This is a genomic window from Brevundimonas sp. (genome assembly GCF_016463485.1).
GTDB lineage: Bacteria > Pseudomonadota > Alphaproteobacteria > Caulobacterales > Caulobacteraceae > Brevundimonas.
The window spans coordinates 21,586-48,525 of the sequence record NZ_JAEMRD010000008.1 but is presented as its reverse complement, the minus strand read 5'-3'; the positions used below and the strand labels follow the sequence as shown (position 1 = coordinate 48,525).

General features: G+C 62.1%; 23 protein-coding genes. 14 read left to right on the top strand and 9 right to left on the bottom strand.

Annotation, left to right across the window (positions count from 1 at the left end; translation table 11 throughout):
- Nucleotides 1–1,162: outer membrane beta-barrel protein (locus JHC99_RS02785; RefSeq protein ID WP_366927702.1), on the bottom strand; the 1,162-nt coding region annotated here is incomplete at its 3' end.
- Between the two features lie 246 nt (nucleotides 1,163–1,408).
- Between JHC99_RS02785 and JHC99_RS02780 the strand changes: the two genes are divergently transcribed.
- The 3 genes from JHC99_RS02780 (at nucleotide 1,409) to JHC99_RS02770 (ending at nucleotide 4,884) form a co-directional block, all read left to right on the top strand.
- Nucleotides 1,409–2,491 carry an N-acetylneuraminate synthase family protein gene (locus tag JHC99_RS02780; RefSeq protein WP_292151942.1) on the top strand — a complete coding sequence of 361 codons (1,083 nt, stop codon included), beginning with the start codon at nucleotides 1,409–1,411 and terminating at the stop codon, nucleotides 2,489–2,491.
- Complete coding sequence (gene neuC / locus JHC99_RS02775; protein WP_292151941.1) at nucleotides 2,488–3,651, top strand: UDP-N-acetylglucosamine 2-epimerase; 1,164 nt, start codon at nucleotides 2,488–2,490, stop codon at nucleotides 3,649–3,651. The genes JHC99_RS02780 and neuC overlap by 4 nt, the downstream gene beginning before the upstream one ends.
- 78 nt (nucleotides 3,652–3,729) lie before the next feature.
- Nucleotides 3,730–4,884: a glycosyltransferase family 61 protein gene (locus tag JHC99_RS02770; protein ID WP_292151940.1), complete on the top strand. Its 1,155-nt coding sequence runs from the start codon at nucleotides 3,730–3,732 to the stop codon at nucleotides 4,882–4,884.
- A 14-nt stretch (nucleotides 4,885–4,898) separates the two neighbouring features.
- On the opposite strand, the gene JHC99_RS02765 is transcribed toward JHC99_RS02770, so the two are convergent.
- Complete coding sequence (locus JHC99_RS02765) at nucleotides 4,899–5,573, bottom strand: NTP transferase domain-containing protein (RefSeq protein WP_292151939.1); 675 nt, start codon at nucleotides 5,571–5,573, stop codon at nucleotides 4,899–4,901.
- Nucleotides 5,574–5,697: 124 nt separating this feature from the next.
- On the opposite strand from JHC99_RS02765, the gene JHC99_RS02760 reads away from it, so the two are divergent.
- The 6 genes from JHC99_RS02760 to JHC99_RS02735 all read left to right on the top strand — a co-directional run bounded on the left by JHC99_RS02760 (nucleotide 5,698) and on the right by JHC99_RS02735 (nucleotide 11,433).
- Nucleotides 5,698–6,714, top strand: a complete 1,017-nt coding sequence (locus JHC99_RS02760; protein ID WP_292151938.1) for a GDP-mannose 4,6-dehydratase — start codon at nucleotides 5,698–5,700, stop codon at nucleotides 6,712–6,714.
- Nucleotides 6,711–7,766, top strand: a complete 1,056-nt coding sequence (locus JHC99_RS02755; RefSeq protein ID WP_292151937.1) for a nucleotidyltransferase family protein — start codon at nucleotides 6,711–6,713, stop codon at nucleotides 7,764–7,766. Before JHC99_RS02760 ends, JHC99_RS02755 begins: the two co-directional genes overlap by 4 nt.
- Nucleotides 7,767–7,909: 143 nt before the next feature.
- Nucleotides 7,910–8,689 carry an ABC transporter permease gene (locus JHC99_RS02750; protein WP_292151936.1) on the top strand — a complete coding sequence of 260 codons (780 nt, stop codon included), beginning with the start codon at nucleotides 7,910–7,912 and terminating at the stop codon, nucleotides 8,687–8,689.
- Between the two features lie 46 nt (nucleotides 8,690–8,735).
- Complete coding sequence (locus JHC99_RS02745) at nucleotides 8,736–9,899, top strand: chain-length determining protein (RefSeq protein WP_292151935.1); 1,164 nt, start codon at nucleotides 8,736–8,738, stop codon at nucleotides 9,897–9,899.
- Complete coding sequence (locus JHC99_RS02740; protein ID WP_292151934.1) at nucleotides 9,899–10,573, top strand: ABC transporter ATP-binding protein; 675 nt, start codon at nucleotides 9,899–9,901, stop codon at nucleotides 10,571–10,573. The genes JHC99_RS02745 and JHC99_RS02740 overlap by 1 nt, the downstream gene beginning before the upstream one ends.
- Entirely contained in the window at nucleotides 10,570–11,433 is an 864-nt protein-coding gene (locus JHC99_RS02735) for a hypothetical protein (RefSeq protein ID WP_292151933.1), read from the top strand. The genes JHC99_RS02740 and JHC99_RS02735 overlap by 4 nt, the downstream gene beginning before the upstream one ends.
- Nucleotide 11,434: 1 nt before the next feature.
- Here JHC99_RS02735 and JHC99_RS02730 read toward each other — a convergent pair whose 3' ends face one another.
- On the bottom strand, nucleotides 11,435–12,481 hold the full coding sequence (locus JHC99_RS02730) for a radical SAM protein (protein WP_292151932.1): 1,047 nt from the start codon (nucleotides 12,479–12,481) through the stop codon (nucleotides 11,435–11,437).
- A 496-nt stretch (nucleotides 12,482–12,977) separates the two neighbouring features.
- Here JHC99_RS02730 and JHC99_RS02725 point away from each other — a divergent pair, with 496 nt between their 5' ends.
- Genes JHC99_RS02725 through JHC99_RS02705 form a run of 5 tightly spaced genes read left to right on the top strand, consistent with a single transcriptional unit; the run spans nucleotide 12,978 to nucleotide 17,765 of the window.
- On the top strand, nucleotides 12,978–13,424 hold the full coding sequence (locus tag JHC99_RS02725) for a hypothetical protein (protein WP_292151931.1): 447 nt from the start codon (nucleotides 12,978–12,980) through the stop codon (nucleotides 13,422–13,424).
- A 22-nt stretch (nucleotides 13,425–13,446) separates the two neighbouring features.
- Nucleotides 13,447–14,514: an NAD(P)-dependent oxidoreductase gene (locus tag JHC99_RS02720; RefSeq protein ID WP_292151930.1), complete on the top strand. Its 1,068-nt coding sequence runs from the start codon at nucleotides 13,447–13,449 to the stop codon at nucleotides 14,512–14,514.
- Between the two features lie 31 nt (nucleotides 14,515–14,545).
- The gene (locus JHC99_RS02715) at nucleotides 14,546–16,303 is read left to right on the top strand and encodes a hypothetical protein (RefSeq protein WP_292151929.1); all 1,758 of its coding nucleotides are present in this window, start codon (nucleotides 14,546–14,548) and stop codon (nucleotides 16,301–16,303) included.
- The gene (locus JHC99_RS02710) at nucleotides 16,300–16,587 is read left to right on the top strand and encodes a hypothetical protein (RefSeq protein WP_292151928.1); all 288 of its coding nucleotides are present in this window, start codon (nucleotides 16,300–16,302) and stop codon (nucleotides 16,585–16,587) included. Before JHC99_RS02715 ends, JHC99_RS02710 begins: the two co-directional genes overlap by 4 nt.
- 20 nt (nucleotides 16,588–16,607) lie before the next feature.
- Nucleotides 16,608–17,765 carry a glycosyltransferase gene (locus JHC99_RS02705; protein WP_292151927.1) on the top strand — a complete coding sequence of 386 codons (1,158 nt, stop codon included), beginning with the start codon at nucleotides 16,608–16,610 and terminating at the stop codon, nucleotides 17,763–17,765.
- A gap of 326 nt (nucleotides 17,766–18,091) precedes the next feature.
- On the opposite strand, the gene JHC99_RS02700 is transcribed toward JHC99_RS02705, so the two are convergent.
- The 6 genes from JHC99_RS02700 to rfbB all read right to left on the bottom strand — a co-directional run bounded on the left by JHC99_RS02700 (nucleotide 18,092) and on the right by rfbB (nucleotide 26,825).
- Complete coding sequence (locus tag JHC99_RS02700; protein WP_292151926.1) at nucleotides 18,092–19,198, bottom strand: GSCFA domain-containing protein; 1,107 nt, start codon at nucleotides 19,196–19,198, stop codon at nucleotides 18,092–18,094.
- A gap of 56 nt (nucleotides 19,199–19,254) precedes the next feature.
- Nucleotides 19,255–20,049, bottom strand: coding sequence for a hypothetical protein (locus tag JHC99_RS02695; RefSeq protein ID WP_292151925.1), 795 nt, complete (start codon nucleotides 20,047–20,049; stop codon nucleotides 19,255–19,257).
- A 126-nt stretch (nucleotides 20,050–20,175) separates the two neighbouring features.
- Entirely contained in the window at nucleotides 20,176–22,113 is a 1,938-nt protein-coding gene (locus JHC99_RS02690; protein ID WP_292151924.1) for a glycosyltransferase, read from the bottom strand.
- A 122-nt stretch (nucleotides 22,114–22,235) separates the two neighbouring features.
- Nucleotides 22,236–24,899 carry a glycosyltransferase gene (locus tag JHC99_RS02685; protein ID WP_292151923.1) on the bottom strand — a complete coding sequence of 888 codons (2,664 nt, stop codon included), beginning with the start codon at nucleotides 24,897–24,899 and terminating at the stop codon, nucleotides 22,236–22,238.
- Nucleotides 24,886–25,764, bottom strand: coding sequence for a dTDP-4-dehydrorhamnose reductase (gene rfbD, locus JHC99_RS02680; protein WP_292151922.1), 879 nt, complete (start codon nucleotides 25,762–25,764; stop codon nucleotides 24,886–24,888). Before rfbD ends, JHC99_RS02685 begins: the two co-directional genes overlap by 14 nt.
- Nucleotides 25,764–26,825, bottom strand: coding sequence for a dTDP-glucose 4,6-dehydratase (rfbB, locus tag JHC99_RS02675; RefSeq protein ID WP_292151921.1), 1,062 nt, complete (start codon nucleotides 26,823–26,825; stop codon nucleotides 25,764–25,766). Before rfbB ends, rfbD begins: the two co-directional genes overlap by 1 nt.
- Nucleotides 26,826–26,940 lie beyond the last annotated feature (115 nt).

Below are 26,940 nucleotides of genomic sequence, written 5' to 3'. Positions count from 1 at the left end.
CGATCGTGGCGCGACGGTTCAGCGGCTCGCGCACGCCGTCGGCCGTGGCCTTGGCGAGTTGCGTTTCACCGACGCCGTTCAGCGAGATCACGCCACCGGCGACGCCTTGAGCGACCAGGGCGTCAGCCGTGGTACGGGCGCGGCGGTTCGACAGGCCGATGTTGTAGGCGGCCGAACCGGAGGTGTCGGCGTGACCGACGACCAGGACGCGGGTCGGACGACCGGTCTTGGCGTAGTTGGCGGCGGCCGTGATGACCGAGCGGGCTTCAGCGGTCAGGTCCGAGCGATCCCAGTCGAAGTAGACCACGAACTCACGGGCGACGGGAGCGGCCGGAGCGGTCGGGCGCGGCGGAGCCGGGGGCGCGACGGGGGCCGGCGGAGGCGAGACCGGAGCCGGAGGAGCCGGCGGAGCGACGTAAGGCGCTTCAGCTTCCGGGCCGAAGGCGTAACGCAGGCCCAGCGAAACGCTGTGCGCCGAGTCATAGTCTCCTTCCAGGGTGCCTTGCGAGAAGGCCGCGACGGAGGAGGTCGTGAAGAACTCCATGTCGCCCGTCAGGTAGCGGTAGGTCAGGTCGATGTTGGCGCGGTCCGAAACGGCCCAGGCCAGACCGGCGATCGCCTGAGCGGCGAACTTGGTCGAGGAGTCATCGGCGGCGAAGCCGACGGTGCGCAGGTTGCGGTGACGGCCGATCACGTCGGTGTTGACGTGGTTCACACCGGCGCCGAGGCCGACGAAGGGACGGATGCCCCAGTATTCGAAGCCGAAGTCATAGATGACATTGGCCATCAGGGTCGTCGAGGTCGCGTCGCCTTCGGGCGAGAAGCAGGGGCCGGTGGCGGGCGTCAGGTTGCAGACACCGTTACGGCCGCGACGAGCACGGAAGGTGCCGATGTCGCCCGAGCGGTAGCCGCCCTCGACTTCAACGCGCCAGTTCGGGTTGAACCGGTAGCCCAGGCGGGCGAAGGCGGTCCAGCCGTCGTTGATTTCCATGCGGAAATTGTTGCCCGTCGTCGCCGACTCGAGGTTGATGCGGCGATCGATGTGCTGATAGCCGGCGTCAACCGCGCCGTACCAGCCATCGGGTTCCGCCGAAGCGGCGCCGGCCGACAGGGCAAGAGCCGCCGCCGCGCTGGTCGCCAGGATCATCGTCTTCATACGCATGGGTGTGAGCCCTCCGCCAAAATTGATTCATGCGGCGGTCTCACCGCCTGATGGCTCTCTAACAGCGTTGCCATAGTCGGTCGAGGCGATAACGTCGTTACCCGTGCGTGAATCTGCGACCGTGGCGTTGAAGCTACACGAAAAAATCGTGTCGGGCGGTCCGACGACCCCTGTCCGGGATCGCAGGTGACGCGATCGGGTCCGTCCGGCTTTCGGAACGGGGCGAACCTGACTACAGATTCGGTCATGGCGCACCAGGCTGAACGCTGCGAGATCATCGCCGAGGCGGGGGTGAACCACGACGGCCGCGAGGACCGGGCGCTGGCCCTGGTGGAGGCCGCCGCCCGTGCAGGTGCGGACACGGTAAAGTTCCAGACCTTCGACCCCGAGGAACTGGCCACGGCCGCCGCGCCGACTGCCGCCTATCAGTCCGCCGCCGGCCAGGGCCCGACCCAGGCGGAGATGCTGGCCCGGCTGGTGCTGTCGCCCGCCGGCTTGAGACGTGTCGTCGATCACTGCCGGGCGCACGACATCGGCTTCCTGTCCACGCCGTTCGACATCGGCTCGGCGCGGATGCTGGTCGATGACCTGGGCATGTCGCGGATCAAGGTGGGATCGGGGGAATTGACCAACCTGCCCTTCCTGCTGGACCTGGCCCGGCTGGACCGGCCGCTACTGCTGTCCACCGGGATGGCGGAGATGAGCGAGGTCAAGGACGCCCTCGGGTGCGTAGCCTTCGCCCGCCTGGCGGGGTCGGGCGAGCGCCCGTCGACCGCGGCCTTTCGCGCCGCCCTCGCTTCGGCCGAGGCCCGGCCGATCCTCGCCGGGACGGTCGTCATGCAGTGCGTGACCCAGTATCCGGCCCCCCACGACCAGGCCAATCTGAGGGTAATCGACGCCTATGCCGGGCTGGGCGTCAGGCCGGGCTATTCGGATCACACCCTGGGCATCGACATCGCCCTGGCGGCTGTGGCGCGCGGCGCCGTCGTGATCGAGAAGCACCTGACGCTCGATCGAACAGCCGAAGGGCCGGACCACAAGGCCTCGCTGGAGCCGAACCAGATGGCCGCCCTTGTCGCCGGAGCGCGCCGGGTGACGGAGGCTCTGGGCAGCGCGGTCAAGCAGCCCGTCGAGGCGGAACGGCCCAACATCGCCGTCGCCCGCCGCAGTCTGGTCGCGCGACGCGCCATCGCTGCCGGTGAGGTCTTCTCGTCCGACAACCTCGCCGCCCGCCGGGCCGGGGCGGGTCTGGCCCCCGCGCGGCTGTGGGATCTGGAAGGCGGCCCCTCGCCCCGGGCCTATGCCGCCAACGAGCTGATCGACCCGTGACGGTCCGGGCCCGCATCGGCGTCTTCACCGCGACCCGCGCAGAGTACGGCCTGCTGCGGCCGGTGCTTGCGGCGATGGAGACCTCGGCACGACTGGAGCCCGTCCTGATCGTCAGCGGAACCCATCTGTCGGAACGCCACGGCCGGACCCTGTCGGAGATCGAGGCGGACAGACGGACGCCCGCCATCCTGATCCCGGTTCCCCTGAACGGGAACGCGCCGGCCGATGTCGCGGCGGACATGGCGGCGGTGCTGGCAGGACTGGGGGCCGCCCTGCCCGACCTCGGGCTCGACGCCCTGATGATGCTGGGCGACCGGACCGAGGTGCTGGCGGCGGCGGCGGCGGCGGTTCCGTTCGGTTTGCCGATCCTGCATCTGGAGGGGGGACACAGGACCACCGGCGCGGTCGACGACGCCATCCGCCACGCCGTGACCAAACTGTCAGCCCTGCATTTCACGGCCGCCGAACCCTATCGTCAAAGGATATTGCAACTGGGCGAGGCGCCCGACCGGGTGTTCACCGTCGGCTCAACGGCGGTCGAGACGATCCGGGCCGCCCGCACCGACCGGGCGACGGTGGCGCGGATGCTGGAGACGGACCTGGAGCCCGGCTTCCTGCTGGTCACCTTCCACCCCGAGACGCTGGCGGCAATGAGCCCCGCCGATCAGATCGTGGCCTTTCTCGCCGGGCTGGCGACGGTGAAGGACCGCAAGCTGGTCATCACCCGGCCCAACGCCGACGTGGGGTCGGAGGCCGTGCGCGCGGCGCTGGACACCTTCGCCTCCGAACGGCCAGATCAGGTCATGCTGCATGAGTCCCTCGGCGCGGCCCGCTATGCCGCCGCCCTGACCGCCTGCGACGCCGTGGTCGGCAACTCCTCCAGCGGGGTGATCGAGGCCCCCATCGCCGGTGTCCCCTCGGTCAATGTCGGAGGTCGCCAGGACGGCCGGATCAAGCCTCCCAGCGTCATCGACTGCGTTAACAGGCCGGATGCGGTCGCCGAGGCCCTGACCCGCGCCCTCGACCCTGCCTTCATCAAGGTCGCCCGCCGCCAACTGGCTCCGTTCGGGGATGGCGACGCACCGAAGCGGATCGTCACGATTCTGGAAGCGACCGACTTCACGGACCTGGCGCGCAAGCCTTTCGTGGATCGATACTGACTTTCCCGCTTTCCGTGAACGGCAGGGCCCCGGTCGATTGGGGTCGACGAGTCGAGCGGCCCCCGGCATATAGCCGGCATGAAACCCTACGCAATTCATGGTTTTCTGTCTGACGACGGGGCCGTCCTGGGCGACGCGACCGACCGGGTCAGCCAACCCTCCAAACGTATCCGGCTGGACCGCGACGCCGCCCGCGAGGCCGTGGATCTGTTCGTCGCGCGCGTACCCGACGTTCTGGTGACGAGCTCCTACCTGCCGATCGAGATGGCATCGGGCCGGATGATGCTGAACCAGAGCTATCACGACATCGCCTACTGGTTTCCGGACATGCGGCCCAGGCTGGACGGGGAGCGGTTCAGGCTGGAGTCCGACCCCGTCGTCCTGGACGGCCCCTACGTCCTGATCGGCGGCCCGATCGACCGGGTGTGGTATCACTGGCTGGTCAGCTGGTGCGCCCGGATCTCAATCCTGCGCCTCCTCCGACCGGACCTTTTCAGCGATCCCGAGGTACGCTTCCTCATTTCCTATGAAGCCGGCGAGGCCCAATTCCGCGAGAGCCTGATGGCCATGGGCGTTGCAGAGGACCGCTTGCACTTCGTCAGCCACGGCTTCGACTATCTCCTGAAGGACGCCATCCTCGTCACCTTTCCAGACCAGCGATTCCTCTATCCCGACGTCGTGCGCGCCGTAGCCTCGGACATGAAGGCGCACTTCCTCGACAACACCGGCTCGCGCCCTTCGTCCGGTCGCCGCATCTTCGCCTCGCGACAGTCGATCGACCATCCCAAGCGGCGGGTCGCCAACTGGGATGCCCTCCGCGAAGTCCTCGACGCCTTCGGCTTCGAAGTGGTGTCGATGGGTGCCGAGAGCGCCGCCTCACAGGTTCGGATGTTTGCAGAGGCCGAGTTCGTCCTGGGCGTTCACGGGTCCGACCTTGCCAACCTGGCCTTCTGCGAGCCCGGAGCCACGGCTTTGGTCATCGAAAACGAGCGCAACGTCTATCACGGGATTTCCGCCTCGCTGGACATCCTGTGCCAGATCACGGGCGTCCGATACGACTGCCTCGTCGTGGACGAGGTTGTCGATCCCGACACCGACTATTCCAACTTTCCGGTCGTCCACAACCGCGATGTCATCGTGCCACCGGAGATACTCCGGGAGCGACTGATTGCGCTCGGTTGCCTGCCCCTGCCGTCTGCGGTGGAGCGATCGGTCGCTCGGGTCAAGGCATAGCCGTCAGTGAGTCATCAGGCCTGAACCCCGAGTCCCTCCCGGATCAACGCCTCCGCCATCGTGAAGTCGAACAGGGTGTCCACGTCCCACCCCCGCTCCGACGACATGACCCAGGCCAGGGTTCCCTCCGTCTGGAATGAGCGGTCGATCCGAAGCCGGTCCGGCCGGCCGACATAGACGGCACCGTTGATGACCACCGCTTCCTCGGGCGTGGCCTCCGACTTGCGGTAAAGACCAGCCCCATCCACCCGACCATAGAACCCCGGCGGCTTGGGCATGGTCGAGACTCCGATCACGGTCGGAGCCCCGCGCGCCTCACACAAGGCCACGGCGTCGTCGATGTCGGCGGCGGTGCGCAGCGGCGAGGTCGGCTGGAGCAGGACCACATAATCCCAGACGCCGCCTATCGTCTCCAGCACCTGATCGATGGCGTCGATCACCGAGGCGGTCGGGCCGGCGAGGTAGGCGGGGCGGTCGATGACCTCGACGTCCATGCCGTGCGCCACCCCGGCCACCGCCGGATCGTCGGTCGAGACCACCAGCCGGTCGATCGTCGTCGATACCAGCCCGGCCTGCAGCGTCCATTCGACCATCGGCCGTCCTGCCATGGGGCGAACATTCTTGCCCGGCAGGCGCTCCGAGCCCGCACGGGCTGGGACAATGGCGAGCACGCGTTTGCCTTCGATCATCGCCTGCCTTTCCCGGTTCGCCGTGATCAGAGCAGGCCGCGCCTTACGTCTGGTTAACCACGTTGGACGACATTGCTCCGAACGGCCCCGTCTCCGACAGTGCGGGGGCCGCAGGAGCCGACACGTGAGCCAGCCCATCCCGTCCGACGACGCTCTGACCGGGCTGGCGGGCAAGCGTGTCCTCGTCACCGGTGCCGGCGGCTTCATCGGCAGCCGTCTGACCGAGCGACTGGTCGAGTGCGGGGCGCAGGTGCGCGTGCTGGTGCGCTATACCTCCGACGGAGACGCGGGCTGGCTGGACCGGTCGCCCGTGCGCGGGGACATCGACGTCCGGCGTGGCGACCTGGCCGACCGCGACAGCGTCACCGACGCGGTGCGGGACCGGGACATCGTCTTTCACCTCGGTGCCCTGATCGCCATTCCGTATTCGTACTTGGCGCCCGAAAGCTATGTACGGACCAATATGTTCGGGACCCTGAACGTGCTTCAGGCCGTGCGCGAACTGGGCGTCGGGCGAATGGTCCATACCTCGACCAGCGAGGTCTATGGCTCGGCCCAGACCATCCCGATGACCGAGGCCCACCCCCTGGTCGGCCAGTCGCCCTACTCCGCCACCAAGATCGCCGCCGACAAACTGGCCGAGAGCTATCACCGGTCGTTCGGAACGCCGGTGGTGACCCTGCGCCCGTTCAACACCTTCGGCCCGCGCCAGAGCGCGCGCGCGGTCATCCCCGCCATCGCCCTCCAGATGCTGGCCGGGCGGCCGGTCAAGCTGGGCGACACCCGCCCAACGCGAGACTTCGTCTTCGTGGATGATACGGTGGATGCCTTCCTGCGCGCCGGGATCACGCCGGGCATCGAGGGCGAGACGATCCACACCGGCGGCGGGCGCGAGGTTCGCATCGGCGACCTGCCCCAGATGATTGCCACGGCCGCCGGCGTTTCGGTCGAGGTGGTCGCCGACGAGACCCGGATGCGCCCGCCCGCCAGCGAGGTCGAACGGCTGATCGCCGACGCGTCCCTGGCCAGGACGAAGCTCGGCTGGGGCCCGCTCGTGTCGGTCGAAGAAGGCCTGGCCCGCACCGTCGACTTCATCCGCGCCAACCCGACCCTGTATCGCCCCGACGAGTACGCCGTATGAGCCGACCCGGCGACATTTCCGGCAACCTTCTGGGGCCCGACGACACCCTGCTGACCGCCATCGAGCGGATGGATGGGGTTCGGCGCAAGTTGCTGGTCGTGGTCGACGAGGATCGCCACCTGCTCGGTACGCTGACCGACGGCGACATCCGGCGCGGGCTGATGCGGCGGATCGAGATGGACGCCGCCGTCCGCCAAGTGATGAACCTCGATCCCGTCGCGCTGCGCACCGGCGGATCGGAGGCCGAGGCCGTCCGGCGGCTGTCGGATCGCGGCGTGCAACTGGCCCCGATGCTGGACGCCGAGGAGCGGGTCATCGGCCTGTATCCCGACGCGATCGGCATCTCGGCGACGCGCGATACCCTGGTGGTCATCATGGCCGGAGGGCGCGGCGTGCGCCTGGCTCCCCTGACCCAAAACTGTCCCAAGCCGATGCTGAAGGTCGCGGGCCGGCCCCTGCTGGAGACCATCATCGAGCGGCTGCGCGACCAAGGCTTCTGGCGCTTCCGGCTGGCGGTCAACTATCTGGCCGAGATGATCGAGGACCATTTCGGTGACGGCTCAGCCATGGGGATCGAGATCCGTTACCTGCGCGAGGATCACCCGCGCGGCACGGCGGGGGCCCTGGCCCTGCTGGAGGAGCCGCTGGATGGCCCGATGCTGGTCATGAACGGCGACCTGCTGACCCGGATGAGTTTCTCGGACCTGATCGATTTCCACACCGACCTGGGCGCTCAGGCCAGCCTGTGCGTGCGCGAACACGCCTTCCAGGCCCCCCACGGAGTCGCCGAGATCGAGGGTAGCCGCCTGGTGTCCCTGCGCGAAAAGCCCACCTTCCGCTGGCAAGCCAACGCCGGCGTCTATTGCCTCGATCCATCGGTGCTGGCCCGCGTCCCGGCCCAGGGCCCGTACGACATGCCCGAATTGCTGGCGGCTCTCGCCGCCGACGGCGAGACGGTCGGCGCCTATCCGATCCACGAGTACTGGCTCGACATCGGCCGCCCACCCGATTTCGAGAACGCGCAGACGGAGTTCGGGGCAGTGTTCGCATGACACAGACTGGCATGCCCGCGCCTTTCAAAACATGTGAAACATCGTCCCTTCAACCGCCAATCTAGTTCGCTCTTCCAATGTCGCACTTATATTCGCTATGGGTTCGACGGCCCAGTTGGCGCTCCTGAGGATACGTGGTCGGCATGGCGTTCATTTCTGCGATCAAGAAACATGGGAGGCTGACCGGCGCCCTCATGATCCGCGAGATCACGACCAGATTCGGCCGAGAATGGGGTGGCTTTCTGTGGGTGATTGGCGAGCCGCTGATGTTCTGCGTCGGCGTGATTATCCTCTGGGACTACATTAAGCCGGAGTACGAACATGGCATTCGAGTCTCTGGATTTGTGATGACCGGCTACAGCTGCCTGACACTAATCAGGCACATGATCGGGGCCAATATGACCGCGATCCAGGCGAACATAGGTCTCCTGCACCATAGGCAAATTACAATCCTGCACGTGGTCTTCACACGCAGTCTGTCGGAAATGACGGCCTCAACCGCTGCCTTCGGCGTCGTCTATATTGCTCTGTTGGCGCTAGGGCAGGTTCAACTGCCCTATGATTGGCTGTTGTTCTGGAGTGGATGGTTCTTGATGGGCTGGGTGGCCTTGGGACTTTCTCTCTTCATGGCGTCCTTGGCAATTCGGTTCGAATTTATGGAGCGGATCGTACCTATCATCAGCTATGCCATGATCCCAGCGTCAGGGTGCTTCCAGATGGCAGCCTGGATCCCGGCGCGATTCCGGGACGCCTATCTTCTGATCCCGTTGCCACATGGGGTAGAGATGGTCCGCGGGGCCGTCTTTGGAGAGTTCGTTCACGTATATTATCACCCCGCCTACGCTTTCGCATGGGGTGCGGGGCTTCTGATGACGGCCCTCGTCCTTCTTACTGACGCGAAAGATCGCGTGCACATCGAATGATGCCTCCCTGCGTGCTAGAAAATTCGGCCTCGCCGACGGATGAAAAATGACCGAGCCTAATCTCAGCTACTTGGGCCCTATTCCCAAGGCCCTATCCTACGACAAGCCCACGCCGCCTTGGTGGCGAAGGATTCCTTTACCCTTCCTGATCGTCGTGGTGCTGCCTACGCTGATTGCAGCGGTCTATTATTTGCTGATTGCCTCGCCCCGATATGTGTCGGAGACGCAGTTCGTCGTTCGCGCAGCGAACAGATCCCAGCCCTCGTCACTCGGCATGGCTCTGGAAGGCGTCGGCCTGTCGTCGACCCAGACTGACGCGTTCACCGTGCACGAGTACATGACCTCACGAGATGCGTTCAAAGAGGTGGGGAGACAAGTCGATCTCCGTCGCATTGTAGGCCCCCCGGGCGCGGACGCCTTGTCCCGCTACCCGCGCCCCTGGGAGAAGGGAACTGAAGAAGGCTTTTACAAGGGATTTCAGCGATTCATTGTCGTGGGTTATGACTCCAGCACCGGAATAAGCACGCTGAGGGTCGAAGCCTACTCTCCTCAGGATGCGCGTCGGGTCGCCGAAGTGATGCTGGCAAGCGGTGAGAATCTTATCAATCGGTTGAACGAACGCTCGGCGACAGACGCCGTGCGCGACGCCCAGGCTGCCCGCGACCGAGCGCGCCAAAGGCTCTCAGAAGCTCAACAGCAACTCGTCGCCTTCCGCAATCGCGAACGCTTCATCGATCCCGCAGAAACGGCCACGGAGAGTTCGCGTCTCATCGGCGGCCTGATGGCCACCGTGGCTCAACTGAGGGCGGAGCGGACACAGGTCATGAACGAGGCCGCAAACAGCCCGCAGCTTCCCGTCATCAACAGCCGCATCGCAGCCTATGAAAGCCAGATCTCGGCAGAGCGGGCCAAGATCGCCGGCGATTCCGGTTCATTGGCTCCCAAGCTCAGTGCGTATGAGGATTTGTCGCTGAATCGCGAATTCGCGGATCGGGAACTGACGGCGGCGAATGCGGCCGTCACATCGGCCGAGGAGGACGCCCGGCGCCAGAAGCTTTACCTTGACCGGATCGTCGCTCCGAGCCTGCCAGACGAACCTGCTGAACCGCGTCGCTGGATCGCGATCCTGACCCTGCTGATATCGAGCCTGGTCGCCTATGGTATCGGCTGGTTCATTTGGGCCGGCGCACGTGAACACAGGCAGGAGTGATGGGGAACCCGGCCGATCCGATCGGGCTTCGAGTCGAAAACCTGTCGAAAACCTACCATGGAACAACCCGGTCGCTTTTTGAGGGACTTTCGTTCGACCTGGCTCGCAGTGGCCGCATCGCAATCCTTGGCCGAAACGGCCAGGGAAAGTCGACGCTCATCAAAATGTTGGGCGGGATACTTCCTCCCACCGATGGGCGGATCAGATGGGGCATGTCGTCGTCATGGCCGATCGGATTTGGCGGCGGGTTCCAAGGAAGCCTGACAGGCCTAGACAATATTCGGTTCCTGGCGAGAATTTACGATCGCAACTTCAAGGACGTGCTTGCCCGGGTAGACGACTTTGCCGAATTGGGCCCCGCGCTCAAGGTTCCGGTCAAGATCTATTCATCAGGGATGCGGGCCCGCCTCGCGTTCGGGCTGTCTTTAGCAATCGAATTTGACTGCTATCTGATCGACGAAGTTACCGCCGTGGGAGACGCCCGCTTCCAGCGGAAGTGCAGTGAAGAACTTTTTCAGGCACGTGCTGACCGCGCGCTGATCATGGCTTCGCACGACATGAACATCATCGGCCAGCATTGTGATCGCGCCCTCATCATCGAGAGTGGCAAGGCCAAGATCTTTACCGACATTCACGAAGCCATCGACATCTACACCTGGTTGCGGGCGGCATGAGCGATCCAATTCGTCTGTTCGTTCTGTTCGTCGATGAGCTTGCGGCCAAGATATGGAAGCCGATCCTGGTCGATGCGGCCCATGCCGGGGGTTGGGATCTGCTCGGCGGGACGGTCGAAAACTGGTCCAAGATGACGGATCGATGTCTGATCCTGTCAGACGATCCGGACTGGGGCATCGTCGTTCCTGCCGGCCAATCAGCGGTAATCATGACGGGACCGCCGCAGTGGGAGGGTCACGATCTGGCTGATCCCTTAGAAAAGGACGCTCTTGCCCTGGCATCCGCTCGGCTGGCCAAGGCATCGGCTCTGATTGAAGCAGGTGCCGTCCCCGTCAGAGGCCAGGATAAGCACTTCACCCTGGCTGATCTGATTTCGGTCACTCGAACTTCTGAACCTCTCGGCATCCCAATCAGCCGAACTTCTCCGCTCGACATCTACAAGAGCTTGCCTCCGACATCTGGTGCTGCCGCGATCTGGCCCGCTGAATGCCTATGGTATCCTGTCGGGGAGGCCCTCGACGGCGGTGCGCCGGCCATGGATCTGACTGGGCGTGCACGAATCCTGTTCCATGGCCCGCACATCTATCTCACCCCCGGGGTCTGGCGAGCGACCTTCCAGATCAGTGTCGATCCAGAAGGCGGCGTACCGCCTCTTCGTTTCGAGTGGAAACATGGGGAATCGGCCGTCGTTTGCGACGCCCCAATCAACCAACCTGGACGCTATGAAATCAGTCTTGAGCGCAGATGGGACGTTGTTGGGCCATCCCAGATTGCCGGCTTGATCAACCAGGCCGTCTTCCAGGGCAGTCTCGAGGTTCATGACTGCAAGGTCGAACTGCTTTCGACCGATCCTGCCTGAACTATTCGGTGCGCCCCAGCAAATAGGGACACCCTGCTCCGGCGCAGTGGTTGTGGACCCGGCCATCTATCAGGGATTGGCGCAAGTCTGTCATGGCCTCGCCACGCCAAAGGTCCTCTGCTGAGGAGTTCTGGATGTTGCCGATTGGCGCAGCCCCCCAACAGCATGCATAGGTGTCCCCCGCGTAATGCACGCGCTGTTCCTGCCATGGCAGAGGGCAACGGATCGAACCGTCCTTCCAGGCGATTTCCGTGCCCCTGCCCCAGTCATCAGCCGGAAAGCCGCCTTCCCATCGCGCCGTACCAAGCACCATCGTCATCAGCGGAACTGACTTGGTCTGCGCATACCAATGCAGATGATCAATTTCGAGCATGACCTGATCTCGATCAAGGTGGCTCAACATTTGTTCATCGTAGTTGAACAGTCCCACTGACCATTGGGCAGCGCGCTCGCGCGGAATCTCGTTCAGTGACCACATCTCGACGAAATCTGCGGACATCTGTTCGCAGAGATCGATGACTGCCCCCGCCGTTTTGAGGTTTGCCTTCATCAAGGTCGTCGCAAGGCCAATTTTCGGCAACGTACGACCCATTGCGTTTCGGCGGCGAATGAAGTTTTTTGTGTCTGATACTACCTTCTGCAATCGAATACCACGCAATGCGAAGTTCATCGCGGCGTCTCCGGAGTCAACCGACACCATGATTTTCTTTACGCCCGACTTTAATATTCGATCGATATTGACTTCGTTAAATAACGTTCCATTACTATTAAAATATATCTTGAACTCATCCGTACTTGAGTCTTCGGAAACCGGAAAAAGGTCCAGTATTTTCCAGAACTGAGGGCTCAACAGGGGTTCGCCAAGACCTGTCAGGTCGATGGAACCGGCACCCTGGAGATGGCCGGCCATCTTTTCGATGACAGTGTCTGAAACATCTTCCTTTTTTACCGCAACCACCGCGTGATCGCACATCACGCATTTAAGGTTACATCGTGAAGTGACGGTCAGATTGATCATCAACGGACCGTCGCAGCCAACGTCCATCATCGACACTCCCAACCGTTGGCTGGACCAGCCAGCGTCGCCCCCCCGGCCTCCGTAGCGGCCTGCGGCGGCATCGATCGCGCAGTTGTCGCAATTCGAGCTATGGAAGTTTGTCGCGCGGTCAACTTGCAACACTCACTGGCCGGGGACGGTAAAATCATCGATCCGTGCGTCACGCTATGGCATTGCCTCACGCAATTCGCTAGTCGCTATCCTCGGGGAAATCAGGACAGTGACACCGCCTTTGCCAGATAGAATCGATGAAATCAGGGCGCGGGCAATCGCCCTGCGAGTGTTCGACGAGCCATGGTATGCGGGGAGAGTAGGCCTGCCTGAAAGCCAGGCATGGGACCACTACCTCGTTCACGGCTGGCGCGAACTTCGCGACCCGTCCCCACTCTTTGATGTCGCATGGTATGATCGCGGCGTTCGGCATGGCCTTTCGCCCGTAGCGCGGTTCTGCGATCCGACCACGGCAGGCATACAAACGCCTCACCCGATGTTCGATCCCGATTGGTATGCTCGGGCATATGCCCGCCCCGGCCTGACGAACCGCAACGCCTGGGAGGACTTCATCGCCACAGGGCTGACCAACGATCCCGGCCCGCTGTTCAGCGGCAATTGGTACCTGAACGAATACGCAGACATCGCAGACAGCGGTGCCAATCCGTGGATTCACTTTCTCGAGCACGGCGGGATAGAGGGTCGAAATCCTGGACCGCTGTTCAACTCGGCCTGGTATCTCGACACCTATCCGGGCGTGAGGGCGGCCGGGATCAACCCATTGACGGATTTTCTGTCGATCGGCGCAGGCTTGGGACGTAACCCATCACGATATTTCGACTGCGCCTGGTACGCCAAGACATACATGACCACCGACCAGAACCCGCTCGTGCATTTCGTGCTTACGGGGCAGGCGGCCGGGTTCAACCCCAGACCGCGCTGACGCGGAACGAAGGCTTGGTAAAATGGACTGCATTCTCATCACCGGCGGTGCCGGATTCATCGGCTGTGAACTGGCACATCGCATCGGCGACGCCGGCCTCCCCATCGTGGCCGTCGATAATCTGCTCGAGCAAGTTCACCCTAAAGGCGGTCGACCTGAGAGAATGCCTGCGCATGTAACGCTGCTGAAGGAAGATGTCCGAGACCCTGCGTTCTGGGAACGTTTCCTGCTGACCCACAACGTCAAGGTTCTGATCCATTTTGCTGCGGAAACGGGAACGGGCCAGTCCCTGACCCATTCCGCGCGCCACGTCAGCGTCAATGCGCTGGGGACTGCGGAAATGGTCGATGCCTTGTCGCGGAGTGGCCAGGTTCCGGATCAGATCCTGCTTTCATCGAGCCGGGCGACCTATGGCGAAGGCGGTTGGATCGCGGGAGGCGAGGTCTTTTATCCGGGTTCGCGCAAGCTGAGCGACCTTCAGTCGGGGGTGTGGGGCTTCAAAGGGCCGAACGATGCACCGGGCACCCCACGCCCTCATCGAGCGTCAGACACTCACCCCAAGCCGACCAGCGTCTACGGGTCCACCAAGCTGTCGCAGGAGCATATCCTGGCGTCATGGGCGGCTGCGCACAAATGCCCTTTGACGATCCTGCGTTTTCAGAACGTCTATGGTCCCGGGCAATCACCTTTCAATCCCTACACCGGCATCATCAACATCTTCCATCAGGTTGCCCGAAAGGGTGGCACAATCGATGTTTATGAAGATGGTGACATCGGCCGCGACTTCGTCTTCATCACCGATGTCGTCGAAGCCTGCCATGCGGCGCTGCAAAACCCACCCGAAACGATCCGGACGCTCGATGTCGGATTTGGAGAGGTCACGACGATCCTCCAGGCTGCCCAGTACGTCGCCAAATTGCACGGCGCGCCGGAGCCTGTCATCAGCGGCAAATTCCGGAATGGCGATGTTCGCTGGGCTGTCAGCGATCCGCACGATCTCGAGGCAGAGCTCGGTGTTCGCGCAAAGGTGACCTTCGAACAGGGTTGCCGCGAAGTCGGTGAATGGCTCGTGGCGCAAGGTTACGCCTGATGTGCCTCTCGGCCCCGGGACGCACGCGAGCGTGACGATTCGAGCGATCATTTACGGCTCCGGTCAACCGGACGACGCCTGGATGCTGACGCTCAGGGCCGTCCAATCCCTGCAGGGATTGGGCGGCGTCGTTGTCGCTGGGTCTGCCTTCAGCTCTACTAAGACAGGCCGGGTCAAGGCTGTTGATCGCCCGCTCAGCAGCCTCGTCGCCCAAGCCCTCACCGACGGTGCCACACAGCTGCTGCTGCTTACCGCACCGGTCGATCTGTCTTCAGACTTCCTGGAACGAGCGTCTCGCTGGATCGACGCCGACTCCAGGATCAGCACGGTCAGCGTCCTGACCAACGAAGTCAGCCTGGCCGACGGCACCCTGTCGTTCGCCGATATCATCTCACGGGGTTCGCCCGACCAGGTCGGGCGATTGCTGGGCCATGAGCGAGGCGAAATCGGGCTCGTGTCCCTCGCCCTCGCCGATGGAAGCCTCTGCATCCTGGGACGCAATGCGCTAGAAGCGACCGGGGGGCTTTCGCCGGAGTTCGATGACGACCCGGCCCTTTCAATCGCAGAGTTCAGCCTGCGGTCCTCCCGACGCGGCTTCAATTCCTTCCTCGACACCGGCAGCATCGCATTCGTGCGAAAGGGTCATGCGAGAACGCGGAAGCTCGATGATGACGCTGTCCGTCGACGTCGGCTCGCGACGGCTCACCGCTTCTTTCCCGCCCTCTACGACGCCTCTCGCGCCGGCCGTGGAACATCTCTTGCGGACGCGCTTATACTGGCGGAAGCCAAGACGAAGGGCCTGCGCGTCCTGCTCGTTTCGACGGACGAGGGCCCCCATGGCGTTTCTTCAGCGCGGCTCGACGTTTCGGTTCGCCTTCTGATCCAGGATCCGACCATTCTGGAGGTCGGGGTCTGGACGCGCAAGTTGAGCAAGGCGCTACTTCAGCTTTCGCTAGACTCTAAGGTCGTGCTGATCGACTCCTATGAAAGGGCACAGGCCTTCGATGCCAACATCGTTCACCAGATAGCTGGCGACGTGGGCCAGGCAGCCGATCTGCGGTGGTTGGGCCATCGGTCGGTTCGTACACTGGACACGATGCCGCGATCTGTCTCTCAGCGTCTCGCCGCCGGGGCTAGCGATATGGTTCTGACGTCATCGCCTCTCCTACACACCAGCCTTCGCGGGCGTCGTAGTCCTGTGGCGCGCGAACGCGTCCGGTTGGCTCCGGATCCCGAAGGCGTAAACAGCGTTGATGGCGTACCAACGCCGCCGTCAGGCTTGTTGCGCGCGGGGCTTGCTGCCGAGAGGTTCGCCGTACTCGCCACCGAAACCTTTGCCCACCCCGAGATCCTGAGCGCGCGTCGCCTGGTCGAAGCGTCGAACACCCAGTTGCGCCTGATCGTCATTTCTTCACGTCCCAGCCTGCACGGCACGAACGAACAGACCTCTATGCCGTCGTCGAAGAATGTCAGAGAGTTGTGTCTGCCGCATATGCTGCCGCTCGAATGGGCTTGGGTCGTTCAGCATGCTGAGGTGGCCCTGATGGGACCCGGTCAACTCTCGGCCGACCTTGCGGGAGAGATAGCGGCGCTTGGAACGGCCCCGATAGGGCTGGCCAACACCAAGGCGGCCGACATCGCCGACATCGTGGCGTCCCCCGAGCGATCCGCCGCTCAGAGGAAGGCGATGACCAAGGCCGTGAACGGCAAAACCGATCAAGACACCGCCGCCGATTTGGTGGCAGTGTATCTCGACGCCATGGCGCGTCCCTCCTGGAGGTACTCATGAAAAAGCCGAGCCCTGCCCGCCTCACTCCCGAGACCGTGCAGCCTGCCCTGGAAGAAATCTCGCTGAAAAGCGCATTGATCGACGTTGAGGTCGCCAATGCCCGCGCCATCGATATGGCCCGACGACTGACCGCCATGTCGGAAGAAATCCTGAACCTGCGCAGCCAGCTCTATGGCCGCCAAGGTGAGGCGTCGACATCCGGCTCGCATCATCGCGCGCCGGACGCCGGCGAAGAGACTTTCGATGATCTGGCCGCTCAGGAAGCGGCCCGACTTTCGCGCTGATCGAACCGGAACACCTGACCATGACCAAGCCGCGCGTACTTCATTGCATCACGGTCTACAACGGCCGCGCCATCGTGCCCCAGGCGCTCAGGAGCGCGATGCGGATGGACAGGTCCGTGGCGGATTTCGACGTCCTTATCCTGGACGACGCCAGCCCCGAACCCGGCTGGAGCGCGGACCTCAAGGCGCTCTGCGAAGAGGTGGGTGCGCTGTATTATCTGACGCCGCGCAACCTCGGCATCCCCCGCAACGTCAGCCTGGGGCTGAACGCAGCGGTGACGCACGGCTATGACTATGTGACGATCAACAACTCCGATGTGTTGTTTCCCAAAAACTTCATCTCCGGAATGGTCACCGGCTGTCTCCAGAACCCGGGCGTCGGTTCGATCACGGCGTCGTCCAACAATGTCTCGATCTATTCGGTCCCGAACGAGGATCCCGATCGGTTCATCGGCAACCAGGAAACAGTGGACTGGATCTCAAGCGTCGCCCAGACCCATTTCCCTGGCACCGTGATCGACATCCCCGCCGGGATTTCTTTCGCCATCATCATGCCGATCGACGCCATCCGGACGGTCGGCGTCATGGATCCGATTTTTGGACGCGGCTATTGCGAGGAAACGGACTGGAGCCTGCGCAGCCTTCAGGCCGGCCTTCGGCTGACGATGGCACCCGGCGTGTTCGTCTATCACCAGGGTCGCGGTTCGAACCTGGAGGCCGGCCTCGTCAGCGAAGGCCACACCAGCGTGCCTGAGAACGAGGCCATCATCGACCTGCGCTACCCCAATTTCCGCCGCGAGGTGGACGCCTATTTCCGCAGCGGCCGCAACAGCTGGGAGGCCTCAAAGCTTATCCACGAACTTCACGATTACTCCGCTCGGGCCGACGGCGTGCATATCGAAGTCGGATCGATTGTGCCGGTGGGCGACGGCAAAGGGCTTCAAGTCAGGGTATCATCTAGGAACAATCTGACCGAAGTAGTCTTGGCGCACAAAGGCTTCATACAGACGTTGCATTTCGACAGCGAGAAGTCTGCTGTTGATTTCATCGAGGCACGCTTTGGCCAGACGAAAGTTTACGTAGTAACCCACGATCATTCGCCAGTCGCAGTGCGTCTTCGGACCGCATTCCCGACGAACCTGACAGAACGGGCTATCGGATACCCTATGAGCGTTTAGCCCCCTCGGGGTTACGGGAATTCGGCTGCCGCATAGTGTCGAGGTCTTTTGCCAGAACCGCCAGGGCGTGAGCGAGTCCCAAGATCTCATTGAAATCAAGATCACCGTCCGGACAGTCACGCCAGATCCATATGAAAATAGCATGGTGGATCATGGGCCGTTCCGCCACCCTGCAGCTGTGATGCCGTCAGAACAGGCCTCGCCTGAATCGCAAGACGATGACCCTGAGGTTGACATCTCGCCAGTTCCTGAAGATCAGGGGCACCGTGAAATACCCCAAGCCCCTTCAATCAAGCGCCTGTTAATCGATCACGGCCAAGCATCGTTCAGGCACTCGGGCTTGAGGACTCTTCTTCCTCAAGAGACGCTTCTATCAAAGCCTCTTCACAAGCCACGTGGACCACGTCGTTCATACGGGCAAGGAAGTCTGAAGGCTGCTGCTGCGTCACGACAGGTGCCGCATCGAGCTCCGCGCCCGTAACGTGGCGCATGAAAAGCCTCATGACGTGGCTGACACCCTCCTCTGTGACGTCACGGAGAGTTTCATCGTAGTAACGACCACGATTGAAGTTTCCGGTTATGATCTCGTAAGAAGGATAATAATTTACCTGATCAAAGTCCTGACAAAGATGCTCCGCTGCAACTCGCAATACTGATTTACTATACGTAGTGCTAACAAGGACATGCCTGTTCAATGCTGTGGCCGCCAAGGGCACAGGCGAAACAGTAAGAATTACCTTCGCCCGAGAATTGACTTTCTTCAGGAGCTCGAAAAACTCTGTCATATCCGCGATGACTTCGTTCGCAGTCAAATTTGTGAAGCCATAGATCGAGTCGTCAAACTCTCCACCGGAAACACCGGGGCAAACTGGCAATGCTGTTCCATCCGCCTTGTTGTACCAGAGCTCGGTCAGCCCCAGGGTGAAGACGAAAACATCGAGTTCCGCGAACATTTGCCTGACGAATGCCAGGTGGTTCTCCCGATCGGCTCTCAACTCATCAAGAGTCGCGAACCCCGACGGCTGGATCGCGGGGCGAAACGGATCTACCCAGGCACCATCCTGATTTCGCCACGCGTCTTCGACCGACTCAAACCCACCATGAGCGCGCTTGAACAATTGAACGAGCTGTCGCGATGTGTAGATGTTTCCGTAGCGCGCGGAGAAGGTCCCATAATTGTATCTTTTCGCCATCTCCGGGACAGCGTTGATAAGCTCGTGTGCAGCTTCAGGGACGAAATAATTAAAGCCGCTCTGACTGAGATATCGGGCGATATGCTGGGCGAAACAGCTACCTGCAGTAGCAACGCGATCTGACAAACCGATCTGCATCGGAAACGAAACGACCGGATCGACCTCGGGGTAAGGCAAGGCCGCAACAGACTTTGACCACCGTGTAAACTGGGGAAGTGCTTGGTAAGGATGTTTTGCCATCGACGATCTCGGGTCCAAGATTTTCTAGTGCTGGTCGCGGAGAAACGGGTTCACGGTCATAGCCACAGCCAGCCGCCGTAGTGTCCGCCGAGCCGCTCCTCAATCTGCTGGCAAATCAGGCGTCCATACCACTCGCCTGCGTGCGTGGAATCACCGGAATAACCCTCAGGACGCAGCCACTTGCCGTCCAGCATTCCTTCGTCCGGAGCCGGAATGAAAGTGACGCCATAAGCTTCGCAGGCCTCACGGACGATCTGACTGTGCACACGCCACAGTTTATACCTCAACAGAGGCGGGGTGATCGGGCGATCACCTTGATCCTTGAAATAGTTTTCGAGGTGAAGTGAGACGTAGTGATTGTCACCGATCGGTGGAGGCGACTCGATGTGAAAAAGCGGACCGTCCTTCCGCTGGCTCATCACACTTGTGTTCATAATGTGAAACCGAGCCTGGTATTCGATAAAGGCTCGCACAGCATCGTACGGAATCAGTCGCCGCCCGGGAAGACGCGGCAGGTCCGGCTCGCTTGGAAGGATCACATCGAAAGGCTCATCCATCTCGAGCAAGGTGAGCGCGTTGTGGGCGTTTCCACCAAACATCGAAACATAGGCTCGCCTATGCTCAGATGGAATCTCCTCGTCGATCAGTTTGTCGAGGTGGGGATTTGGGACCAAATGTCCGCCTCCGGCATCTATCGTAAACTGATAGTCAATGCCGTACTTTATCGTATTGAATACACGATGAATAACCGGAATCGTCTCAGCTGAAACCTCACCCTTGCGGTCTTTCAACCCCTGAACAACCGAGGACAGATGGCTGTTGCCACAGATAATTACTGAAATGGGCGACATACTTACCTTCCTAAGCGTTTCAGCTCAGCCTCGACCGACTGCACGATTACCATGTAAAATTCGACTCGAGGTGCAACCCGAAAAAAGACAATAGACGGATGAACGCCTGATCCGGAAAGACTTTCATCAATGCTGGTTCGGAGATAGGGCCAGCGTCTTCTGGTAGGCGTCGACCATGATGCCGGCGCAGCGATCCCAGGTCAGGTGGGCCACGCCCTCGGACGCTGCGAGGATCGCCTGGCGGCGGACGGCAGGGTCGGAGATCAGACGCTCGGCGCGGTCGGCCAGTTCCTCGATTCCCCAGCCCTTGGGCGCATCGGGATCATCGATGAATTCGGCCAAGGGGCCAAAAGCGACATAGAGGGCCGCCTTGTCGAAGCGCGCGACTTCGGACGGCACCAGCCCGAACCCTTCGGCCGACGTCGGATACATGATCAGGCTGGCACGATCGAACAGCCAGTCCCGTTCTTCGCCCGTGATGTCAGCCAGTCGCAGGACATCGGGCTCGTCGATCAGGAGGCGCGCCTCATCCTGCCGACTGGAGCCGAAGGGGACCGTCGCCCCGGCAAGCACCAACCGAAGATCATGGCCTCTGGCTTTCAAGGACTGCCATACCCGAATGGAAACATCGCGGTTCTTGTGCGCATAGGTTGCGCCCAGACTGAAGAGGAACGGCTTGTCCGTCCAGCCCCGCTGCACGAAAGCCGCAGGCTCGGCCCGCTTTCCCTTGTTGTCGCGATAGTCGACGCCGTTCTCGGCGACGTGCAGTCGATCCTCGTCAATCAGCAGGCGATCCTGGCGCATCACCGCCACCACGTCACGGCTGATGGTCATGACACCGTCGGCGCGCGAAGCGACCCGCGACAGGTTGGCACGGTATTCGAGCCAGTCCTCGGGCTTCTGGAAGTACGAACCGTTGCGATAGGCGATGAGGTCCTGAATCGTCACAACAATTCGCTTGCCCAACGCCCGCCACCGCTCCCAGGGGATCGGCTCATGGGGCTGGTAGGGTCTGTGGATGATATCGACTTCCGGCGCGTCGGGGAAATGCAGGCCACCGGACGAGACGAACGTGATCTTCGATATCTGGCGCAGCGGCTGCACATAGGCAGGGACACGGCTCGGATCCGGGACCGCCAGATAGACAGCACGAATCCCCTTCTGGGCCGCAAGCGAACGGCTGAGGGCGACCGTCAACAACTGGGTTCCCATCTCCTGGGGACCCAAGCATGAACCGTCGATCAGGACGCGCAACCCCTGGGTCCTTGCCCGGGCGATCGAGAGCTCGTCGGCCAGGGCACCGCCGTGCGAAGATACCTCGATATCGTAGGCGGCGAGAGCCGCGCCGTTCCACGTGTCGAGCACAGACCGATAATCTCTATCCCGCAAAACTGATCCAGACGGCCCGCTCCAGTCCCACGACCGTGTGATGAACGTCGTCACATCGACGACGTTGACATAGCCGTAGCCTGGCCCGTCCAGCGAGAGTGCGGCGAGCACGAGCCGCGGGTCCCTGAACGATATCTCACGCCCACCACTGCGGAACGTCTGCCAGCCGAGGATCGAAACCAGAATGGCCGCACCATCCGCTGCTGTGATCGGCACGGGCCGGGCGTCGCCCCTGGACCGCAGCTCAGCCGTCAGGGTGCGCTCGTTGTGGCCTTCCGCGCCGACAGGGACCTCTGCATTGTGGTACGGAAAACTCAGACCGCCGGCGCTGTTCGACAGAAACGATACCGTCCCGATCCGGCCATCCTTGGCCAGCCAGTCCCGGGCGTTTTCCAGAACCCGTTCCGGCAGGGCGACGGGCGCAACGATGACGAAGACTGCGCTGGGCGATTTCTCTGCAAAGCACTGATCCAGCGCGTCGACGAGGCTTGCAAAGCCAACCGCCTCGAAGTCGGCTCCCAACCCGATCCGAGGTGCCCTTGATCGCTTGTCGAAGGCCACAACGACCGAGTCGAACTCGGCGCTGTCCCTGAGGTCGCACAAGGTTTCGGCCCAACTCGAGCCATGTCCGGACACCCAGACGAGCGCGGCGACGCCGCCTGTTCGATCGCCCATCATCCGAACCTTATCATCCCCACACGCCAGCATCTTGTCCTAAGCCCAATCGCGGCTTCGGTACAGAAAGGATGCGCTTCTGGACGGTGGATTGCTTGTTTTACGCGCGGGCATGCGTCGGCTCATTGCTCATGATGGGCAAACCCACGTTCCAGCGAGGCATAAAGGCGCTTGAGGACCTCGCGACGTGATTTGCCAGCCTGCAGTTCCTGAAGGCTGTGAATGGCACCGAACCCTTCGGCCGGGCGGCCCAGCGCGCCCAGGAAGGCAACGTTGATGAAATCTTCGTCGTTTGCGGGACCAGGCAGCATCGCCGTCCAATCAGAGGTCTTGACGGCCTTGACGTGAACCTCACTGCCCTCGATTGTCAGATCGACGAGCGCGAACCCTGTGCTGCGCATCCAGACTTCCAGGCCCTCGGACCGCATTGGCGTGAGGGGATAGGTGTCTTCCGGTCGATAAGCCGAAATCAGTTCGAACTCGCCGCCCAAGACCAGACTGTCTGCCCATTCGAGCAAGGCTTCTATGATTTGCTCGGGGGTCACGTCTTCTCCGAGAGCCGTAGCCCGCAGCAACCCTCCCTTCTCGGCAGGCATCAATCCACCGCTCAAGTCGGCCGTCAGAACGCGTGATTGCGGCAGGCGTCGCCAGGCCGATCGGGCGACAGCGCGTAATCCCGGCAGTCTCGCAAGGGCCTCGAAGATTTTCCGGGACCGGACACCCACCATTGCGCCCAGCGCGCTGATCGGTTCGACAGAGGCCCCCATCGGTGCCGAAAAGGCTGGATACCGCTTTGCCGACGGCCTGGCGGCCTTGGCTTGCGCGATCTCCAGAGCACGGCAGGTCTCGACGTACAGCAGCCTGCGCATCAGGTCTTGATAGGTCAGGCTTGCCCATGCCTTGACCAAGGCCTGTTCGAGCGCTTGCACGGCATGGGTCCACGCATGTGGCGCAGTAGTCTGGGCTGGAGCGATCCAAACCGGGGGATTGAGTGCGGCGTCGGCCATTTCTCCGGTCGTCGCGAAAAGATGGATGTTCTCGCCGCCCGGAACCTGCGCCCTGATTTCATGGAACACTGGCAGGTCGCGCGCGATGACCGGCTTCTGGCGGGACAGCGCATGCATGATCGGGAAGCCGAAGCCCTCATAGTGGCTCGGGAAAAGGACCACGTTTGCCCGATCGTACAAGCCGTCGACTTCAGCTTGCGGAATCTCACCCGCGGATACGCTGGTCACACCCGGCACCTCCGGCACATCCAGACCCAGAACACTGATGGACGGCCTTGTGTCCTCACGCACAAGGCGCGCGACCGTGTCGAGCACGTGTTTGTGACTGTAGTGATTCCCGACCAGGAGAATCCCGCCTTCAGGTCGCGCGAAGGGTTCGTTCGACGAGCGGTAGTCGGCGGGATCCGTCGAGCACAAGGCGACGAACTCGCAGATGTCCTCCGGGACCTGAAATCGGCGGTGAAACTGGTCGCGCGAAAACTCGCTGATGTAACCGACAACTGGCGTGGTTTGCAGCATATGGGACCAGACGCACCCGAGGTCACTGTGGTCCAGGTTCTGGCAATCCATCGCAATGGTGTCGAGAATCAGAAAACTCGTGACCGGAGCCAGGTCCGACAATGAGATCAGGTGCTCGATCGCAAACGGCTGAGCCAACCGGATAGCGGCGGCGAAGGGAGCCATCTCCCTTTCCTGGCCTGCACAGTAGGTCAGGCCGTCGATCTGGTCCAATCCGTGAAACTTCAGGGCATCACGCGAGCAGGCGATATGAAGGTCGTAAGCGTCGCGGTAGCGAGCGGCGAAGGCGCGGATCATCTTGACCGCAAGCTCGAACGTTCCGTTGTAGCTCGGTCCGATATTATTCGCGTCGAATAGAATAGTCCTGCGCCCCGCGGTTCCCGGCACGAGTCCGGCCAAGGCCGATTGGGCTTTGAATTCTATAGCGTTGAAGTATCTCGAAACCGCCCGCTCGTATTCGGGATAGCGTTCGAGCAGTATTTGTCGGTTCTTTGACTCCCGTGCTGCAGGCCCGATCTCGCTCTGGTTGAACGAGATGCTTCCCATGTGGAAGACAAAGGCGTGGTTGGCCAGAACCGCCCGATAACCCCTTCGATTACACCTCAGGATGAAATCGTTCTCTTCGTTGTAACCACCGCCAAAAATGGGGTCGAAAACTCCGAACTCCTCGATCATCAGCCAGCGGACGTAGAGACAGAAGCCTACTGCCGTCGGCACAAAAGTCATTCTCGGCAGATAGGGAGAGAGGGCTTGGTGCGCCGCCAGGGCATCCGTGGGATCGAGCTGCCGAAAGCGATCAGGATAGGGCGAGTTGCAGATTGTCGCGTTGTTCGAACGAGGACTGACCACCGCAGTGAGAGGATCCAGTCGAGAGACCTGCGCCATCTCCGTCAGCGCGCCCGGGGTCAGGATCGCGTCGGAATTCAGCAGTAGGAGATCGGCGTGAGCAGCATGGGCAATGCCGAAGGCGAGATTGGCCGATCCGACGAACCCCAGGTTCTCGGCGTTCGTTATGACCTCCAGGTCGATCAACGCAGCGAGCTTCGGTATCCGGAAAGTGAGTTCCGCGGTCAGAGGCTCGAAACCTGGCGAGTCGTTGATCAGTACGACCCGCCCTCCCAGCGCAGAAATTTCCTCCGCGGCACCGATCAGACTCTCTATGAGTCCCTGAACAAGTTCAGGAGCCCTGTAGAGGGGGGTAGCGATAATGAGGCCCGCGGCGACTCGGTCCGCGGCCTGAGGCCGCTCAATTTTCTTCACGATAGAGATCGCTCAGGCGCCCGCGCCAGTCCCACGGTCGCCAGCCAATCTCGGACTGAAGCTTGGCGCAGTCGAGCTGCGAGTTGGCGGGGCGTGCCGCCGGGGTCGGGAAATCCTTCGTCGTGATGCGGTTGATCTGCGGTGCGGGCCGGCCGGCTCGTGCCTCTTCCTCGAAAATCGCGACCGCGAAGTCCGCCCAGCTCGCACGCCCGGCTCCAGCGCAATGGTAAACCTCTCCCCCCCTGATTGCTCCATCAAGCAGCGCTCTTGCGAGGCGAGCGGCTCCTTCGGCGACGTCGGAGGACCGAGTAGGGCTGCCGATCTGATCATCGACCACGCCGAGCGTGTCTCGGCTCTGGGCCAAGCGCACCATCGTCTTCATGAAATTTGCGCCGTGGACGCCATAAACCCACGCGGTCCGCATGACTGCCGTTCTGCCGATCGCAGCCAGGACACGGTCCTCCCCCGCAGCCTTGCTCGCGCCATAGACGCCCATGGGCTCGCGCGGGTCCGTCTCGATATAGGCGGAGGCTTTGCGACCATCGAAGACATAGTCTGTGGAAATCTGAACGAAAGGGATGCCGGCGACGGCTGCCGCTTCGGCGAAACGTCCCGGCATATCCGCATTGAGGGCGAAAGCAGCTTCGGACTCGCTTTCAGCGCGGTCGACCGCAGTATAGGCCGCAGCGTTCACGATCGCATCAGGCCGGTGCTCGGCCAACAGGGTCGCAGCATCCACCTGGGTCAGGTCAGCCGTCTCCCGCCCGACTGACACACTCGAGGCAAAGCCCTGGGCCTTTGCCGCTCCCGGCATGTCCAGGGCAACCTGCCCGGTTCCGCCCAGAATCAGAAGTTTACCGGCCACTATGCGTTGACCTTTGCGGCCAAGCCCAACCGTTGACCGTCATACCCGGCCTGAAGCGGCTTCCACCACCAGTCGTTGGCAAGATACCAGGCGACCGTCGCTTCCAGGCCCGTGGTGAAATCATGCTCCGCGCGCCATCCGAGCTCGGTTTCCAGCTTGGTTGCGTCAATGGCATAGCGTTGATCGTGCCCGGGACGATCCGCGACGAAGGTGATGAGATTCCGCCGCGGACCCGACGGCAACGGCCCGGTCAGACGGTCCAGAACATCGCAAATCGCCTCGACAACCTCCAGATTGCGCCGCTCGTTGCGCCCGCCAACATTATAGGTCTCCCCTACCGCGCCCGTCTGGACGACCAGACGCAGCGCCCGGGCATGGTCCTCAACAAACAGCCAGTCGCGGATTTGAGATCCGTCACCATACACCGGCAGAGGCTGCCCAGTCAGAGCCTTGAGGATGCACAGCGGGATCAGCTTCTCTGGAAAATGGAAAGGTCCGTAGTTGTTGGAACAGTTCGAAATCAGCACCGGCAAGCCATACGTATGACCCCACGCGCTGGCTAGATGGTCGGAAGCCGCCTTGGACGCAGAATACGGCGACCGCGGATCGTACGGTGTCGTCTCGGCAAACAAACCCTCTTCGCCAAGGGCACCATAGACCTCGTCGGTCGAGACATGCAGGAAACGGAACCGTTCAGCAGCCTCCTCGTCCAGCCCTCGCCAGTATGCCAAGGCGGCATCCAACATCACATGGGTGCCTACGATATTGGTCATGATGAATGGCCCGGATCCCGTAATAGATCGATCGACATGGGATTCCGCCGCCAGATGCATCACGGCATCGGGCCTATGCGTCGCGAATACATCCGCAACAGCCTTTGCATCGGTAATATCGACTTGCGCAAAGGCGTACTGCGCAGATCCCTCCAGCGAGGCCGTGGACCCCTTTGTTGCCGCATAGGTCATCACGTCCAGGTTGACGACCGAGTCTCCCTCCGCGACCAAATGCCGGCAGACCGCTGAGCCGATAAAACCGGATCCACCGGTAACGAGGACTTTCATAGGCTATCTTCCACCGCTGTGCGCCGCCCATTAAGCTGGCGCTCAACCTCAAGGCAAGCCGGAAGCGCTTGGCGACGCCATACAGCCATGCCAAAGAGGCACCGGCTTTGCAGGA